Here is a 17,917-nt window from a genome sequence, read left to right as displayed (position 1 = left end):
GGGGCTCACTATTTCTCGACGAACGCCCGCTCGATGACGTAGTCGCCCTGCTCGCCCTGGCGCGGGCTGATCTGGAAGCCGCGGGCGTCGAGCAGCTTGCAGCAGTCGTCCAGCATGGCCTGGTTGCCGCAGATCATGGCGCGGTCGGTGGCCGGGTCGAGGTGCGGCAGGCCGATGTCGTCGTTGAGCTTGCCGCTGTCGAGCAGTTCGGTCAGCCGGCCGGTGTTCCGGAAGGGCTCGCGCGTCACCGTCGGGTAGTAGACGAGCTTGTCGCGCAGCAGCTCGCCGAGGAACTCGTGCTCCGGCAGTTCCTTCTCCAGGAAGTGGGCGTAGGCCAGCTCGCTCTTCCAGCGCACGCCGTGGATCAGCACCACCTTCTCGAAGCGCTCGTAGGTGGCCGGGTCCTGCACGATGCTCATGAAGGGCGCCAGGCCGGTGCCGGTGGCCATCAGGTACAGGTGCTTGCCCGGCCGCAGGTCGTCGATCACCAGCGTGCCCACGGGCTTGCGGCCGACGATCAGCTCGTCGCCCACCTTCAGGTGCTGCAGCCGCGAGGTCAGCGGGCCGTCCGGCACCTTGATGCTGAGGAACTCCAGGTGCTCGTCGTGGTTGGCGCTGGCGATGCTGTAGGCGCGCAGCAGCGGCTTGCCCTCGACCTTCAGGCCGATCATCACGAAGTGGCCGTTGTGGAAGCGCAGGGCGGGGTCGCGGGTGGTGCGGAACGAGAACAGCGTGTCGTTCCAGTGGTGCACGGACAGCACGCGTTCGGTGGCGATGTTGGACATGGCGGATCGGGTTCGACGGTGCCGCGGCGTCGACGGAAGGCCAGGGCAGGGCGCCTGGCGCGGCGGTCGACGATTATCGCCGTTCAGGGAAAACGCGCAGTCGCCCGGCCAGGAGTCGCCACCGGGCAGGGGGCCGCCCACGGCCACCCGGCGGCCGGCGGCCCCTGCGCTACAGTCCGGCGCCATCATGTCCGAGCCCCTCTCCAGCGGCGACCTCGCCACCAAGCGCGTGCTGCTGGGCCTGTCCGGCGGCATCGCCTGCTACAAGGCCGCCGACCTCGCGCGCGAGCTGGTCAAGGCCGGCGCCACGGTGCAGGTGGTGATGACGCCGGCCGCCACCCGCTTCATCGGCGCGGTGACGATGCAGGCGCTGTCCGGCCGGCCGGTGATCGTCGACCCGTGGGACGACAGCGCGCCGAACAACATGCACCACATCAACCTCACCCGGGAGGCGGACGTGGTGCTCGTCGCCCCGGCCAGCGCCGACTTCATCGCCAAGCTGGCGCAGGGGCTGTCGGACGACCTGCTCAGCCTGACCTGCCTGGCGCGGCCGTCGGGCCAGCCGCTGCTGCTGGCCCCGGCGATGAACCGCGAGATGTGGGCCCACCCGGCCACCCAGCGCAACGTGGCACAGGTGGTGGCCGACGGCGCCACCATCCTCGGCCCGGCCCACGGCGACCAGGCCTGCGGCGAGGTCGGCGACGGCCGCATGCTCGAAGCCGACCAGCTGCGCGACGCGCTGATCGCGCACTTCCAGCCCAAGCGGCTCGCCGGCAAGCGGGTGCTCGTCACCGCCGGCCCCACGTTCGAGGCCATCGACCCGGTGCGCGGCATCACCAACCTGTCCTCCGGCAAGATGGGCTTCGCCATCGCCCGCGCGGCGCGCGAGGCCGGCGCCGAGGTGACGCTGGTCGCGGGTCCGGTGCACCTGGCCACGCCCTACGGCGTGCGCCGCATCGACGTGCGCAGCGCGCAGCAGATGCACGATGCGGTGCTGCCGCGGGCCGCGCGCCAGGACGTGTTCATCGCCACCGCCGCGGTGGCGGACTGGCGGCCGGCCAACCTGTCGGCGCACAAGATCAAGAAGAACGGCAGCAAGGTGGCGCCCACCTTCGAGCTGGCCGAGAACACCGACATCCTGGCCGCGGTGGCCGCGCTGCCCGACGCGCCGTTCTGCGTCGGCTTCGCCGCCGAGAGCCGCGACCTGCTGGCCCATGCCCGCGAGAAGCTGGAACGCAAGAAGCTGCCGCTGGTGGTGGGCAACCTCGGACCGGCAACCTTCGGCCGCGACGACAACACGCTGACGCTGGTCGACGCCGACGGCCACCGCGAACTGCCCGCCAGCGACAAGCTCAGCCTGGCGCGCGAGCTGGTGCGCGAGGTGGCGGAGCGGCTGGCGAGGCGCCAGCGATGAGCCTGCGGGCCGTGCGCCGGGCCGCTCCCAAGCCGGCCCGCCATCCCCTTGGGGGATCGGCCGGCGCACCCGCCGGACGAGGGGCGAACAACTCATGACCACGATCGACATCCGCGTCCTTGACGCCCGCATGGCCGAGGTGCTGCCCGCCTACGCCACGGCGGGCAGCGCCGGCCTCGACCTGCGCGCCTGCCTGGACACGCCGCTGCACCTGCAGCCCGGCGACACCGCGCTGGTGCCCACCGGCCTGGCGGTGCACCTGGCCGACCCGGGCCTGGCGGCCATGCTGCTGCCGCGCTCGGGGCTGGGCCACAAGCACGGCATCGTGCTCGGCAACCTGGTCGGCCTGATCGACAGCGACTACCAGGGCCCGCTGCAGGTCAGCGTCTGGCACCGCGGCCGCGAGCCCTTCACCATCGCCCCGATGGACCGCATCGCGCAGATGGTCATCGTGCCCATCGTGCAGGCGCGCTTCCGGGTGGTGGACCGCTTCGAGGCCTCGGCGCGCGGCGCCGGCGGCTTCGGCTCGACCGGGCGCGGGTAGAACGCGGCGGGTGGTCCTTCGTGCTCGAAGGACCGGGGGTTGTCAGTGCAGCGAGGCGCCCGGCGGCGCCATGTCGAGCACCGTCAGCCCGGGCTCGTTCTGCACCGAGCCGGCCTCGATCTCCTCCTCGGTGGCCTCGCGCACCTCGCGCACGGTGACGTGCAGCTTCAGCGCCATGCCGGCCAGCGGGTGGTTGCCGTCCAGCACCACATGGCTGGGGTAGACGTCGGTGACGGTGTAGATCAGCTCCTGCGGCATGTCGGGCGTCTCGGCGCCTTCGGGCAGGCCCTCGAACTGCATGCCGGGCTCGACCGACTCGGGGAACAGGCTGCGCGACTCGAAGCACACCAGCTCGGCGCGGTAGTCGCCGAAGGCGTGCTCCGGCTCCAGCTGCAGGTCGGCGACATGGCCCGCCTCCTGGCCCTCGAGCGCCTCCTGCACCTTGGGCAGGAGGTCCTCGCCGCCGAAGAAGAACTCGACCGGCTCGGCCAGCTCGTCGATGGGCTGGTCCTGGGCATCGGACAGCCGCCACACCAGGCTGACCACGCAAGGGGCTTGGATGAGCATGCGTGAATGATCGCACAGCCGTTCCCCGCCCCCGTCCCCGGGAATCGCCGCCGAAGCCCCGGTGGGGCGGTCGTGCTGCCGGCCGCTGTTATCGTCCCGCGTCCGCCGCACCGCCCCGTCCCTTTTGAGCATCCGCACCCGCCTGCTGTTGTTGGTCCTGGCCGTCTGGCTGCCCGCGGCGGCGGGGTTCGGCGCACTGGCCTGGTCGACCTACCAACGGGAGGTGGCCGGCGCCCGGGAGGCGATGGCGAACTTCGGGCGCAGCCTGCGCCTGGTGATCGAGGCGGAACTGGACCAGCGCGCCGCCGCCGCGCGCACGCTGGCGGGCTCGCAGGCGGTGCGCGATGCCGACCTCGCCCGCTTCCACCAGGAGGCGAGCGCCGCCCTGGTGGGCACCCGGACCTGGGCCCTGCTCGCCACGCCGACCGAACAGCTGGCCAACACCCTGCGGCCGGTGGGCAGCCCGCCGCTGCGGCGCGCGCCGCAGGCGCCCTGGCTGCAGGAGGGCACCGCGGTGTTCTTCGCGCCGGTCGGGCCGGCCGCGCAAAAACCCGTCATCACCGTGCTGGCGGCGGTGCGCGCCGACGACGGCGGTCCGACCCGGTTCAACGTCGGCGTCGTCTTCGAGCCGGCGCTGCTGCAGGACCTCGTCGACGCCCACGCCCGCGGCTGGGTGGGGCTGGTGTCGGTGGTCAACGAGCGGCAGCTGGTGATGAGCCGCAGCCGCGACCCCGAGAAGTGGCTCGGCCAGCGGGCCAGCGACCGCGTGCTGCCGCCGCTGGTGGCGCGCCGCAGCGACTTCGTCGCGTCCACCACCCTGGACGGCGTGCGCAGCCTGACGTTCGTCTCGTCGCCCACCCACCAGGGCTGGGCGGTGCTGGTCTCGCTGCCGCAGGCGATGCTCGACGCGTCGGCACGGCGGCTCACGCTGCAGGCCTGCGCGGCGGCGGCCGGCCTGCTGGCCATCGGCCTGCTGGCGGCCTGGCTGGGCTCGCGCCGCATCGTGCGGCCGGTGCTGGCGCTGCGCGACGCCGCCGTCGAGCTCGGCCGCGACGCCGTGCCGGCGGCGCTGGCCACCGGCGTCACCGAGGCCGACCAGGTCAGCCTGGCGCTGCACGAGGCCGGTCGCCGTGCGCAGGAGGCCACGCAGCTGCTGGAGTCGCGGGTGGCGCAGGCGGTGCAGCAGGCCGAGCAGGCGCAGGCCCGGCTGCTCGACGCCCAGAAGCACGAGGCCATCGGCCGGCTCACCGGCGGCCTGGCGCACGACTTCAACAACCTGCTGCAGACCATCCGCACCGGCCTGCAGGTGCTCGACCGCGGCACCCACGAGCCGCCCCAGCGCCGGGTGCTGGAGGCGGCCCTGCGCGCCACCGGCAAGGCGGCCGAGCTGGTGCGCCACATGCTGGCGTTCGGCCGCACGCAGCCGGCCCAGGCCCGGCCGGTGGACCTGCACGACTTCATGCTCAAGGGCCAGGAGCTGATGGCCAAGGCGGTCGAGGGCCGGGCCCGGCTGCACGCCCACATCGACGTCGGCCTGCCGCCGGTGATGGCCGATCCCACGCAGCTGGAGCTGGCGCTGCTGAACCTCGTCTTCAACGCCCGCGACGCCATGCCCGCCGGCGGCGACATCCAGATCCGCGCGCGGCTGGCCACCGACGACGAGGTGCCGCCGGGACCGCCCGGCCGCTTCGTCTGCGTGCAGGTGGCCGACACCGGCGCCGGCATGGACGCCGCCACCCTGCAGCGGGTCTTCGAGCCCTACTTCACCACCAAGCCGGTGGGCGCGGGCAGCGGGCTCGGGCTGGCCCAGGTGCAGTCCTTCGCGCGCGAGGCCGGCGGCGAGGTGCGCGTCCACAGCGTCCTGGGCCAGGGCAGCCGCATCAGCCTGACGCTGCCGGTGGCCGACGTGCCGGCGCCGGTCGCGGACACCGTCGCGCCACCGCTGCCGGTGGCCGCGCTGCATGTGCTGGTGGTGGAGGACGACCCGCTGGTCGCGTCGGTGGTGGTGTCGGCGCTCGAGGGTGCCGGCCACCGCTGCGTGGCGGTGGGCAGTGCCGACGAGGCGGTGCTGGTGCTGTCCGGCGAGCAGCGCTTCGACGTCGTGTTCACCGACGTCGCCATGCCCGGCCGGCTGAACGGCATGCAGCTGGCCGCGCTGTGCCGCGGCCACCGTCCGCCGGTGCCGGTGGTGGTGGCCTCCGGCTACACCACCGAGGCGCTGGTCGACGGCGTGCAGATGCTGCGCAAGCCCTACGGCACCGACGAACTGCTGGCGGCGCTGCAGGCGGCGGTGACGGGGCCGTAGCCGGCCCGGCCTACACTGCCACGATCCGCCCACCCGGAGTGACGTCGTGCCCGGCGAGACCCTGCCGATCTCGGTGCTCGATCACCACCCCGACCCGGTGCTGCGCCTGCGCCGGGATGCCGGCCCGGCCGGCACGGCCGCGGCATGGCGCTGTGCCCATGCCAACCCGGCCGCCGCGGCCCTGCTGGGCCAGCCCGAGGCGAAGGGCATGGCGCTGGTCGCGTTGGTCGGCGAACGGCCGGCGGCCGCGCTGGCCGATGCGCTGCACGGCGACGGCCCAGTCCGCCTCGACCTCCGCCTCGACGATGGCCGCCGCCTGCGCGGCCAGGCCTTGCCCGACGGCGAGGGCGGCTGGCTGCTCCTGCTGTCGCCGGCCGAGGACCCCGAGCTGTCGCGGCTGCAGGCCGAGCTGGCCCAGCGCTCGCTGACGCTGGAGACGCTGCTCGAGGTGGTGCCCGTGCCCATCATCGTGGCGCAGGACCCGGAGGGCCGGCAGGTGGTGCGCAACCGCGCGGCGGTGCAGCTGCTGACCGCTGCCGTCGCGGGCACCGGCCCGAGCATCGTGACCAAGGGGCCGCCGGTGTCGCTGCAGTTCTTCCAGCACGGCCAGCCGCTGCCCCTGGCCCGCTTCCCGCTGCGTCGCGCGCTGCAGGGCGAGGAGGTGCGCGACGAGCCGTTCGAGCTGCGCCTGCCCGACGGCCGGCAGCGCCACATCCACGTCTGCGCCGCGCCGCTGTACGACCCGGCCGGCCGCATCCGCGGCGCGGTCAACACCTTCGTCGACATCAGCGAGCCGGTGCGCGCCGAGCAGCGCGTGCGCGAACTGCTGCTGGATGCGACCCGCGCCTCGCAGGCCAAGGACCACTTCCTCGCCACCCTGGCGCACGAGCTGCGCAACCCGCTGGCGCCGATCCGCAACGCGGTGCACGTGCTGCAGCGCGGCGGCATCGACGAACCCGAGCGGGTGCGCCTGCGCGCCGTCATCGAACGACAGATCGGCCACCTGGCGCGGCTGCTGGAGGACCTGCTCGACGTCTCGCGCATCGGCCGCCAGCGGCTGGAGCTGCGGCGCGAGCCCGTCGACCTGCACGCGGTGGTGGACGTGGCGCTGGAGACCAGCCGGCCGCCGATCGAGGCCGGCGGTCACCGGCTGTCGGTGCACGTCAGCGAGGCGCCGCTGCCGGTGGTCGGCGATGCGGTGCGCCTGGCCCAGGTGCTGACCAACCTGCTCAACAACGCCGCCAAGTACACGCCGCCGGGCGGCCGCATCGAACTGCACGCCCGCGCCGACGGCGACGACGTCGTGCTGCGCGTGCGCGACGACGGCATGGGCATCGAGCCGTCGATGCTGGAACAGGTGTTCGAGCTCTTCAGCCAGACCGAGAGCGCGCGCGAGCGCGCCCAGGGCGGGCTGGGCATCGGCCTGTCGCTGGTGCGGGCGATCGTGGAACTGCACGGCGGCAGCGTGCGGGCGCACAGCGCCGGCCTGCAGCGCGGCAGCGAATTCGTCGTCCGCCTGCCGATGGCGCCGGCCAAGCCGCCCGTCGCCGCCGCGGCGACGCCGGCGCCGGGCTGGAACGCGGTCGCCGGTGCCGGCGACGAGGCGCTGCGCGTGCTCGTCGTCGACGACAACCGCGACAACACCGAGACGCTGACCGTGCTGCTGCAGACCGCCGGCTGCCGGGCGCGCGGCGTCTGCGACGGCCAGTCCGCGCTCGACCTGGTCGACGGCTTCCGGCCCCAGGTCGTGCTGCTCGACCTCGGCATGCCGGGCCTGGACGGGCTGGAGGTGTGTCGCCGCCTGCGCCGCCGCCCCGACGGCGCGGCCATGCGCATCGTCGCCATGACGGGCTGGGGCGGCGCGGAGGACCTGCGCCGCACCCGCGAGGCCGGCTTCGACCTCCACCTGGTCAAGCCGGTGGCGGTGGAGGCGTTGCTGGCGGCGCTGCGCGTCGACGGCTGACCCGGCGCCGGCGCGTTCAGCCCGCCGCCACCTGCGCGGCGATCGCCCGGCCCATGTCGGTGGTCGAGGCGCTGCCGCCCAGGTCGGGCGTGCGCGGGCCCTCGGCCAGCACCTGTTCGATGGCGCGCACGATGGCGTCGTGCGCGTCGCGGTGGCCGAGGAAGTCGAGCATCAGCGCCCCCGACCAGATCATGGCCACCGGGTTGGCGATGTTGCGGCCGTAGATGTCCGGCGCCGAGCCGTGCACCGGCTCGAACAGGCTGGGGAACCGGCGCTCCGGGTTGAGGTTGGCGCTGGGCGCCAGGCCGATGGTGCCGGTGCAGGCCGGGCCGAGGTCGGACAGGATGTCGCCGAACAGGTTGCTCGCCACCACCACGTCGAAGCGCTGCGGCTGCAGCACGAAGCGCGCGCTCAGGATGTCGATGTGCTGCTTGTCGACGGTGACGCCGGGGTAGGCCTTCGCCACCTCGTCGGCCCGTCCGTCCCACCACGGCATGCTGATGGCGATGCCGTTGCTCTTGGTGGCCACCGTCAGGTGCCGGCGCGGCCGCGCCGCGGCGCGCTCGAAGGCGTAGGTCAGCACGCGGTCGGTGCCGAAGCGCGAGAACACCGACTCCTGGATGACGATCTCGCGGTCGGTGCCTTCGTAGAGGATGCCGCCGAGCTTGGTGTACTCGCCTTCGGTGTTCTCGCGCACGACGAGGAAGTCGATCTCGCCGGGCCGGCGCGGCCGGCCGGTGGGGTCCACCAGCGGGCAGGGCACGCCCTCGAACAGGCGCACCGGGCGCAGGTTGACGTACTGGTCGAACTCGCGCCGGAACTTCAGCAGCGAGCCCCACAGCGACACATGGTCGGGCACGGTGGCCGGCCAGCCGACGGCGCCGAAGTACAGCGCGTCCATGCCCTCGAGCTGCTGCTTCCAGTCGTCCGGCATCATCTGGCCGGTCTTCACGTGGTGGTCGCAGCTGGCCCAGTCGATGTGCGTGGTCTGCAGCGACAGGCCGAAGCGCGTCGCCGCCGCGTCGAGCACGCGCAGCCCTTCGGGCATCACTTCCTTGCCGATGCCGTCGCCGGGGATGACCGCGATGCGGTGGGATGGGGTGGTCATGCCGCGAGTGTGCCCGCGCCATGGTGCCCCGCCGCCTGTCGCGGCCTTCGCCTGCCGGAGCCCCTCGCCGCCCGTCCAGGGCACGGCGTTTGCGCTGATGCCGACCTGAGGCGGCCGCACCGCATGGTGCGGCCCGGGGGGCCGGCGTGGGCGCGCGCCGGCGGGATCGGACTCGATTGCGGGGAGATGGAATGATTGGCGGCAAGAAGGTGCTGGCCCTGGTGCTGGCCGGCGGGGAGGGATCGCGGCTGCACCCGCTGACGGCCGAGCGGTGCAAGCCGTCGGTGCCGTTCAACGGCCGGCACCGCATCGTCGACTTCGTGCTGAGCAACCTGGTCAACTCCGGCCTGACCTCGATCTACCTGCTGGTGCAGTACAAGTCGCAGCCGCTGATCGAGCACGTGCGGCGCGCCTGGTCGCTGCCGCAGCTGATGGGGCACCACTTCGTCAGCGTGGTGCCGCCGCAGATGCGCCAGGGGCGCGAGTGGTATGCCGGCACCGCCGACGCGGTGGCGCAGAACCTGCACCTGCTGGACCAGCAGCGGCCCGACCTGGTGGCGGTGTTCGGCGCCGACCACGTCTACCGGATGGACGTCTCGCAGATGGTCGAGTGGCACCTGGCGCAGCGCGCCGACGTGACCGTCGCCACGCTGCCGGTGCCGATCAACGAGGCGCCGGCCTTCGGCATCGCCACCATCGACGCCCGCCACCGCATCGGCGCCTTCGAGGAGAAGCCGCGGGCGCCGCGCAGCATGCCGGGCCGGCCCGGCTTCGCGCTGGCCTCGATGGGCAACTACGTCTTTTCCGCGGCGGTGCTGCGCCAGGCGCTGGTCGAGGCGCAGGCCCGCGGCGAACACGACTTCGGCCGCGACGTGCTGCCGCGCCTGATCGGCAGCCACCGCGTCGTCGCCTACGACTTCGACGACAACCGGGTGCCGGGCCTCGACGCGCAGGAGGAGCGCGGCTACTGGCGCGACGTCGGCACGCTGGACGCCTACTTCGCCGCCAACTTCGACACCCTCGGCGCGCGGCCGCGCTTCCGCATGGCCAACGCCGCCTGGCCGATCCACACCGCACCGGATGCGGGCGAGTCGGCGCAGGTCGAGGCCGGGCACCTGCTGTGCTCGACGCTCGGGCCGGGCAGCGTGGTGCACGACGGCTGGCTGGACCATGCGCTGCTGCGCCAGGAGGTGCAGGTGCACGAGGAGGCCTGCCTGGAGCACTGCATCCTGATGGACCGGGTGGTGGTCGGCCGGGGCGCCCGCCTGCGGCGGGTCATCGTCGACATGGACAACCACATCCCGCCGGGCGAGGTCATCGGCCACGACGCGGCAGCCGACCGCGCGCGCTTCCACGTCAGCGAGGGCGGCATCGTGGTCGTGCCGCGCGGCCATTTCCGGCCCGGCGCGGCGGCGACGCCGGCCGTCGGCACCGAGGCGCTGGCCCGATGAACGCAGGCCAACGCATGTTCGGAGAACTGGACCGGCACCTCTTCCGTGAGGGCACCCACGCGCGGCTGTACCGCCACCTCGGCGCGCACCCCGTCGCCGACGGCGAGGGCGTGGACTTCGCCGTCTGGGCTCCCGCCGCCAGCGCGGTGTCGGTGGTCGGCGACTGGAACGGCTGGAACCCGCAGGCCGACCCGCTGACGTCGGCCGGCGACGGCAGCGGCATCTGGCACGGCCGCATCGGCATCGCCCGGCCGGGCCAGGTCTACAAGTACCGCATCGTCGGCGCCAACGGCTACACGGTGGACAAGGCCGACCCCTTCGCCCGCCTGGCCGAGCGGCCCCCGGCCACCGGCTCGCGCATCTGGCAGGGCGGCCACACCTGGGGCGACGGCGACTGGATGGCCCGGCGTGCCGAGCGCAACGCGCTGGACGCGCCGATGTCGGTGTACGAGCTGCACGTCGGCTCCTGGCGCCGGCAGGACGGCCAGCCGCTGACCTGGGCCCAGCTCGCCCCCCGGCTGGTCGAGCACCTGACGCGGCTGGGCTTCACGCACGTGGAGCTGATGCCGATCACCGAGCACCCCTTCTACGGCTCCTGGGGCTACCAGACGACGGGTTACTTCGCGCCCAGCGCGCGCTATGGCACGCCGGCGGACTTCATGGCCTTCGTCGACGCGCTGCACCAGGCGGGCATCGGCGTCATCCTCGACTGGGTGCCCTCGCATTTCCCGACCGACGAGTTCGGGCTGCAGTATTTCGACGGCACCCACCTGTTCGAGCACGCCGACCCGCGGCAGGGCTTCCACCCGGAGTGGAACTCCAGCATCTTCAACCTCGGCCGCGGCGAGGTGTCGAGCTTCCTGCTGTCGTCGGCGCTGTACTGGCTGGGCGAGTACCACCTCGACGGGCTGCGGGTGGACGCGGTGGCGTCCATGCTCTACCTCGACTACGCGCGCAAGCACGGCGAGTGGATTCCCAACGTGCACGGCGGGCGCGAGAACCTGGAGGCCATCCAGTTCCTTCGCCGGCTGAACGAGGCGGTCTACCGCGAGCACCCCGACGTGGTCACCATCGCCGAGGAATCGACCGCCTGGCCGATGGTGTCGCGGCCGACCACCATGGGCGGCCTCGGCTTCGGCATGAAGTGGAACATGGGCTGGATGCACGACACCCTGGCCTACTTCAAGGAAGACCCGATCCACCGGCGCTGGCACCACCACCAGCTCACTTTCTCGCTGGTCTACGCCTTCAGCGAGAACTTCGTGCTGCCGCTGTCGCACGACGAGGTGGTCTACGGCAAGGGCTCGCTTATCGGCCGCATGCCGGGCGACGACTGGCAGAAGTTCGCCAACCTGCGCGCGCTGCTGGGCTGGATGTGGACGCACCCCGGCAAGAAGCTGCTGTTCATGGGCGGCGAGTTCGCGCAGTGGCGCGAATGGAACCACGACACCGAGCTCGACTGGCACCTGCTGGAGCAGCCGCGCCACCGCGGCGTCGAACGCTGGGTGGCCGACCTGAACCGGCTGCTGCGCGAGGAGCCGTCGCTGCACGAGCGGGACGTCTTCCCCGACGGCTTCCAGTGGCTGCTGGCCGACCACACCGAGCACAGCGTCTTCGCCTTCCTGCGCCGGCCGTGCGAGGGCGAGGGCACGCCGCTGGTGGTGGCCTTCAACCTCACCCCGATGCCGCGGGAGCGCGTGCTGCTGGGCGTGCCGGCGCGCGGCCGCTGGACCGAGGCGCTGAACAGCGACGCCGACGTCTACGGCGGCAGCGGCCTGGGCAACCCCGGCGGCGTCGACAGCCGTCCGCTGCCGGCGCAGGGCCAGCTGCACTCGGTGCGGGTCACGCTGCCGCCGCTGGGCATGATCGTGCTGAGGCACCAACCCACCTTCTGAACCCTTCACGCTGATGGCCAAGACACCCCGCGAGAAGACGAACCCGGCGGCGCCGGCGGTCGAACCGTCGAAGCCCAAGGCCGGCCGCGCCAAGGTCGCCCAGGCGGCGCAGGCGGTGACCGCAGCCGCCGCCGGCAAGCCGGCACGCAAGGCCGCCCGCGCCAAGGGCGCGCCCGCGGAAGTGATGGCCGCCGCCATCGGGGCCGAGCTGTCGCCGGCCGAGCTGGCCGCCAGCCTGACGCCGGGCGACGGCGATCGCGTCGTGCCGCCGGGACCGGCGGCGGACGCGGCGTCGCCGGTCGCCGCCGCGCCGGCCGCGTCGCCGGGCGAGCCGCCGTCGCCGGCCATGGCCGCGGTGGCGGCGGCGCTCACCGCGCCGGCGGCCGCCGTCCCGCCCACGCCGGCCGCGCCCACCGAGGGCCTGCGCGCCGGCACCGCCGCCCGCGCCTGGCCGGGCGAAGGCCGCGTGCGCGCGGTGATCGACGCGCTCAAGCCGTCGGTCGACGGCGGCCGCTTCGACGCCAAGTGCGTCGCCGGCGAGCCCACCGACATCGAGGTGCACGCCTTCACCGACGGCCACGACCGGCTGCGGGTGGTCATGCACTGGCGCGCCGAGGACGAGGACACGGCGCGCGAGGTGGAGATGGCGCTGGACGTCAACGACCAGTGGCATGCGCGCTTCCTGCCGCCGCGGCCCGGCCGCTACCTGGTCGGGGCGGTGGCCTGGGTCGACGGCTTCCAGTCGTGGCGCCACGAACTGCGGCGCCGGGTGGACGCGGCCGACATCCGCATCGCGGCGCAGGTCGGCGCCGAGCTGCTCGACGGCGCCGCGCGGCGCGCGCAGGAGGCCGGTGCCGGCGACGACGCGGCGCAGCTCAAGGGCTGGGCGCAGCGCCTGCGCGACGAGGCCCCGGCGGCCGAGCCGGAGGTGCTGAAGGCGCTGGCGCTGGACGACGGCCTGGCCGTCCTGGCCGACCGCCACCCGGACCGCCGGTTCGCCACCGTCTTCCCGGAGCGGCCGCTGTGGGCCGACCGGGCGCGGGCGCGCTTCTCGACCTGGTACGAACTGTTCCCGCGCTCGGCCTCGCCGGACCCCGGGCGCCACGGCACCTTCGCCGACGTCGAGGCGCGGCTGCCCTACGTGGCCGAGATGGGCTTCGACGTGCTGTACCTGCCGCCCATCCACCCCATCGGCCGCGACAAGCGCAAGGGCCGCAACAACACCCTCACCCCGGAAGAGGGCGACCTGGGCAGCCCCTGGGCCATCGGCGCCGCCGAGGGCGGCCACAAGGCCATCCATCCCGAGCTCGGCACGGCGGAGGACTTCCGGCGCCTGGTGGCGCGGGCCCGCGAACTGGGCATCGAGCTGGCGCTCGACATCGCGCTGCAGTGCGCGCCCGACCACCCGTACGTCAAGGAGCACCCGCAGTGGTTCCGCTGGCGGCCGGACGGCACGGTGCAGTACGCCGAGAACCCGCCCAAGAAGTACCAGGACATCTACCCGTTCAACTTCGAGTGCGACGACTGGCCGGCGCTGTGGCGCGAGCTGAAGAGCATCTTCGACCACTGGATCGGCGAGGGCGTGAGCGTCTTCCGCGTCGACAACCCGCACACCAAGAGCTTCGCCTTCTGGGAGTGGTGCATCGCCGAGGTCCGGCGCGAGCACCCAGAGGTCATCTTCCTGGCCGAGGCCTTCACCCGGCCGAAGGTGATGCACCGGCTGGCCAAGCTGGGCTACAGCCAGAGCTACACCTACTTCACCTGGCGCCACACCAAGGAAGAGCTGACCGACTACTTCACCGAGCTGAGCGCCACCGACGCCTACTTCTACTTCCGGCCCAACGTCTGGCCCAACACGCCGGACATCCTCAACGAGCAGCTGCACGGCGCCGGGCGACCGATGTTCGTGCAGCGGCTGGTGCTGGCCGCCACGCTGTGTTCCAGCTACGGCATCTACGGCCCGGCCTACGAGCTGATGGAGAACCGGCCGGTCAAGCCGGGCAGCGAGGAGTACCTGGACTCCGAGAAGTACCAGCGCCGGGTGTGGGACCTGGACCGGCCGGACTCGCTGCGCTGGTTCATCGCCCACGTCAACGCCATCCGCCAGGCCCACCCGACGCTGCAGGACAACCGCCGCCTGCGCTTCATGCCCACCGACAACGACCAGCTGATCGCCTACGCCCGGCGCAGCGCCGACGGCGGCGACACGCTGCTGGTGGTGGTCAACCTCGACGCGCACCAGGCGCAGGCCGGCGTGGTCGACGTCAACCTCGACGCGCTGGACCTCAAGCCCGACACCGACTACGTGGTGCACGACCTGCTGGACGACCAGCGCTACACCTGGCGCAACGGCCGCAACTTCGTGATGCTGGACCCGCACCACTGCCCGGCGCATGTGTTCCGCATCGAGCGCCAGGGCGCGCGCAGCGAGCGCGACTTCGATGCCTTCCAGGGGTGATGGACATCGGGTTACCCTGAACGCGGCACGCTAATGGCCCCTGGACCGGAATGAACGCTCCCGACCCCACCCCGACACTGGCCGATGCCGATGCGGGCGCGACGACGCCGGTGACCGATGCCGCCCTGTGGTACCAGGACGCGGTCATCTACCAGCTCAACGTCAAGGCCTTCTTCGATTCCAACGACGACGGGGTGGGCGACTTCAACGGCGTCACCGCCAAGCTCGACTACGTCAAGGACCTGGGCGTCAACACCCTCTGGCTGATGCCGTTCTACCCGTCGCCGCTGCGCGACGACGGCTACGACATCAGCGAGTACGAGAACGTCCACCCGCAGTACGGCACGCTGGACGACTTCAAGCGCATGCTGGACGCGGCGCATGCGCGCGACCTCAAGGTGATCACCGAGCTGGTGATCAACCACACCTCGGACCAGCACCCCTGGTTCCAGCGCGCGCGCAACGCCCCGCCGGGCAGCCCCGAACGCGACTTCTACGTCTGGAGCGACAGCGATGCCAAGTACGCCGGCACCCGCATCATCTTCACGGACACCGAGAAGTCCAACTGGACCTGGGACCCGGTGGCCAAGGCCTACTTCTGGCACCGCTTCTTCAGCCACCAGCCGGACCTGAACTTCGACAACCCGCTGGTGCTGGAGGCGGTGTTCAAGGTCATGCGGTTCTGGATGGACCTGGGGGTGGACGGTTTCCGGCTGGACGCCATTCCCTACCTGATCGAGCGCGAGGGCACCAACAACGAGAACCTGCCCGAGACGCACGCCATCCTCAAGCAGCTGCGCGCCGCCATCGACGCCAACTACCAGAACCGCTTCCTGCTGGCCGAGGCGAACCAGTGGCCGGAGGACGTGCGCGAGTACTTCGGCGACGGCGACGAGTGCCACGCCTGCTACCACTTCCCGCTGATGCCGCGCATGTACATGGCCATCGCGCAGGAGGACCGCTTCCCCGTCACCGAGATCATGGCGCAGACGCCGGAGATCCCGCCGGGCTGCCAGTGGGCCATCTTCCTGCGCAACCACGACGAGCTGACGCTGGAGATGGTGACCAGCAAGGAGCGCGACTACATGTACAGCACGTACGCGGCCGACCCGCGTGCGCGCATCAACCTCGGCATCCGCCGCCGCCTGGCGCCGCTGCTGGACAACGACAACGACCGCATCAAGCTGATGAACAGCCTGTTGATGTCGATGCCGGGCAGCCCCATCGTCTACTACGGCGACGAGCTGGGCATGGGCGACAACGTGTTCATCGGCGACCGCAACGGCGTGCGCACGCCGATGCAGTGGAGCCCCGACCGCAACGCCGGCTTCAGCCGCGCCGACCCGCAGCGGCTGTACCTGCCGCCCATCATGGACGCCATCTACGGCTTCCAGGCGGTGAACGTCGAGTCGCAGCTGCGCGACCCCAGCTCGCTGCTGCACTGGATGCGGCGGCTGCTCACCGTGCGCACCAGCAGCCAGGCCTTCGGCCGCGGGTCTCTGAGCTTCCTCAAGCCGGGCAACCGCAAGGTGCTGGCCTACCTGCGCACCTTCCGCGACGACGTGATCCTCTGCGTGGCCAACCTGGCGCGCACCGCGCAGCCGGTGGAGCTGGACCTGGCGGCCTGGAAGGGCCGGGTGCCGGTGGAGATGATGGGCAACACGCCCTTCCCGCCGATCGGCGAGCTGCCCTACCTGCTGACGCTGCCGGCGCACGGCTTCTACTGGTTCCGGCTGTCCGCCGACGCGCCGGTGCCGGGCTGGCACGCCGAGGTGCTGCCGGCCGAGGAGCGGCCGGTGCTGGTGCTGTTCGACGAGTGGTTCAGCCTGTTCCGCGAGGAGGTGGTGCCCTGGCGCATCGGCCTGGCGGTGCGCACGCGGGAGCAGTTCGAGACCGCCATCCTGCCGAGCTGGATCGAGACCCAGCGCTGGTACGCCGCCAAGGGCAGCGCCATCGCGCGCGCCCGGCTGGAGGACAGCGCGCTGTGGGAGCGCGACGGCCACACCTGGCTGATGCCCCTGGTCGGCGTCGAGCCGAAGGGCGGCGCCGCGGCGGGCGAGGAGCCGGCGACCTACTTCCTGCCGCTGTCCCTGGCCTGGGAGGAGCGCGACGAGGCCCGTGCCCGCGCGCTGGCGCCGCACGCGGTGGCCCGCACCCGCCAGCAGGCGCAGGTGGGGGTGATGGGCGACGCGATGGCCGACGAGGCCTTCCTGCGCGAGCTGCTGCGCGCCATGTCGATGGGCCAGCAGGTGAAGACCGCCAATGGCGGGCGGCTCAACTTCCTCGCCACGCCGGCCTTCCAGCGGCTGGTGGGCGACCGGCTGGACACGCTGCCCATCGGCCGCCCCCAGGCGCAGAGCAGCAACACCGTGGTCTCGGTGGACGAGACGCTGCTGCTCAAGGCCTACCGCCGCATCCGCCGCGGGTTGAACCCCGAGGTCGAGATCGGCCGCTTCCTGTCCGAGCAGGCGAAGTTCGAGGCCGCGGTGCCGATGGCCGGCCTGGTCGAGCACGTCGACGCCACCGGCGAGGTGGCCACGCTCTTCACCGTGCAGGCCTACGTGGCGAACCAGGGCGACGGCTGGGGCTACACCGTGGCCTACCTGGAGCGCTACCTGGCCGGCCGCATGTCGAGCACCGAGCCGGAGCCGGACGACGTGCACGGCGCCTACCTCGAACTGGTGCGCACGCTCGGCCGGCGCACGGGCGAGATGCACGTGGCGCTGGCCGGCCGCCACGGCCTGCCGGCCTTCGACCCCGAACCGCTCGGCCCCGCCGACACCGCGGCGCTGCAGCGCGAGGTGGAGGCGTCGCTGCAGGCCACGCTGGCGCTGCTGCAGTCGCGCATCGGCCACCTGGGCGGCGACGCGCTGGCGATGGCCGAGCGGCTGCAGGCCGGGTCCGCCGACCTGCAGGCGCGCCTGCGCACGCTGGCCGGCGGCGCCGGCGGCCTGAAGACCCGGGTGCACGGCGACTACCACCTGGGCCAGGTGCTGGTGACGAAGAACGACTTCATGATCATCGACTTCGAGGGCGAGCCGGGCCGCACGCTGGCCGAGCGCCGCGCCAAGCAGTCGCCGCTGCGCGACGTGGCGGGCATGCTGCGCTCCTTCGGCTACGCCGCGCAGGCCGGCCTGCAGGCGGCCACCGCCAACGGCGAGGACCCGTCCGCGCTGGCACCGCTGGCGCTGACCTGGGAGCGGCAGGCGCGGGCCGCCTTCCTCGACGGCTACGGCCGCGCGGTGTCGGGCCACGGGCTCGTCGACGACCTGCAGCCCGGCCAGGGGCTGCTCGGCCTGCTGGAGCTCGACAAGGCGCTGTACGAGCTGCGCTACGAGCTCAACAACCGGCCGGACTGGGTGGGCATTCCGCTGCGCGGGTTGTTGGGGTTGTTGGGTGAGGGGGGTGGTTCGTGATTGCCTGTCGT

The 17,917-nt window shown here is 72.7% G+C and carries 11 protein-coding genes; 8 read left to right on the top strand and 3 right to left on the bottom strand.

Annotated features, from left to right (window positions below; all coding sequences use genetic code 11):
- Positions 1-8 precede the first annotated feature (8 nt).
- Positions 9-785 carry a ferredoxin--NADP reductase gene (locus LRS07_RS18060; RefSeq protein WP_260499322.1) on the bottom strand — a complete coding sequence of 259 codons (777 nt, stop codon included), beginning with the start codon at positions 783-785 and terminating at the stop codon, positions 9-11.
- A 187-nt stretch (positions 786-972) separates the two neighbouring features.
- Here LRS07_RS18060 and coaBC point away from each other — a divergent pair, with 187 nt between their 5' ends.
- Positions 973-2,199 (top strand): bifunctional phosphopantothenoylcysteine decarboxylase/phosphopantothenate--cysteine ligase CoaBC, encoded by a 1,227-nt coding sequence (gene coaBC / locus LRS07_RS18055; RefSeq protein WP_260499321.1) that lies wholly within the window; start codon positions 973-975, stop codon positions 2,197-2,199.
- Positions 2,200-2,293: 94 nt separating this feature from the next.
- On the top strand, positions 2,294-2,743 hold the full coding sequence (gene dut / locus LRS07_RS18050) for a dUTP diphosphatase (protein ID WP_260499320.1): 450 nt from the start codon (positions 2,294-2,296) through the stop codon (positions 2,741-2,743).
- A 42-nt stretch (positions 2,744-2,785) separates the two neighbouring features.
- Here dut and LRS07_RS18045 read toward each other — a convergent pair whose 3' ends face one another.
- Positions 2,786-3,310, bottom strand: coding sequence for an FKBP-type peptidyl-prolyl cis-trans isomerase (locus LRS07_RS18045; RefSeq protein ID WP_260499319.1), 525 nt, complete (start codon positions 3,308-3,310; stop codon positions 2,786-2,788).
- A 124-nt stretch (positions 3,311-3,434) separates the two neighbouring features.
- Between LRS07_RS18045 and LRS07_RS18040 the strand changes: the two genes are divergently transcribed.
- Both LRS07_RS18040 and LRS07_RS18035 read left to right on the top strand, forming a co-directional pair.
- Entirely contained in the window at positions 3,435-5,615 is a 2,181-nt protein-coding gene (locus LRS07_RS18040; RefSeq protein ID WP_260499318.1) for an ATP-binding protein, read from the top strand.
- Between the two features lie 46 nt (positions 5,616-5,661).
- Positions 5,662-7,578, top strand: coding sequence for a hybrid sensor histidine kinase/response regulator (locus tag LRS07_RS18035; protein ID WP_260499317.1), 1,917 nt, complete (start codon positions 5,662-5,664; stop codon positions 7,576-7,578).
- A 16-nt stretch (positions 7,579-7,594) separates the two neighbouring features.
- On the opposite strand, the gene LRS07_RS18030 is transcribed toward LRS07_RS18035, so the two are convergent.
- Positions 7,595-8,686 carry a tartrate dehydrogenase gene (locus LRS07_RS18030; RefSeq protein WP_260499316.1) on the bottom strand — a complete coding sequence of 364 codons (1,092 nt, stop codon included), beginning with the start codon at positions 8,684-8,686 and terminating at the stop codon, positions 7,595-7,597.
- Positions 8,687-8,877: 191 nt separating this feature from the next.
- Here LRS07_RS18030 and LRS07_RS18025 point away from each other — a divergent pair, with 191 nt between their 5' ends.
- The 4 genes from LRS07_RS18025 to treS are packed head-to-tail and all read left to right on the top strand — an operon-like array spanning position 8,878 to position 17,906.
- Positions 8,878-10,137 (top strand): glucose-1-phosphate adenylyltransferase, encoded by a 1,260-nt coding sequence (locus LRS07_RS18025; RefSeq protein WP_260499315.1) that lies wholly within the window; start codon positions 8,878-8,880, stop codon positions 10,135-10,137.
- Positions 10,134-12,032, top strand: coding sequence for a 1,4-alpha-glucan branching protein GlgB (gene glgB / locus LRS07_RS18020; protein WP_260499314.1), 1,899 nt, complete (start codon positions 10,134-10,136; stop codon positions 12,030-12,032). The genes LRS07_RS18025 and glgB overlap by 4 nt, the downstream gene beginning before the upstream one ends.
- A gap of 13 nt (positions 12,033-12,045) precedes the next feature.
- Positions 12,046-14,490: an alpha-1,4-glucan--maltose-1-phosphate maltosyltransferase gene (locus LRS07_RS18015; RefSeq protein WP_260499313.1), complete on the top strand. Its 2,445-nt coding sequence runs from the start codon at positions 12,046-12,048 to the stop codon at positions 14,488-14,490.
- 50 nt (positions 14,491-14,540) lie between these two features.
- Complete coding sequence (treS, locus tag LRS07_RS18010) at positions 14,541-17,906, top strand: maltose alpha-D-glucosyltransferase (RefSeq protein WP_260499312.1); 3,366 nt, start codon at positions 14,541-14,543, stop codon at positions 17,904-17,906.
- The last annotated feature ends 11 nt before the right edge of the window (positions 17,907-17,917 follow it).

The organism is Aquabacterium sp. J223, from assembly GCF_024666615.1.
Taxonomy (GTDB): Bacteria; Pseudomonadota; Gammaproteobacteria; order Burkholderiales; family Burkholderiaceae_C; genus J223.
The sequence above is the reverse complement of the archived record's forward strand: the minus strand, read 5'-3'. Positions and strand labels throughout refer to the sequence as shown.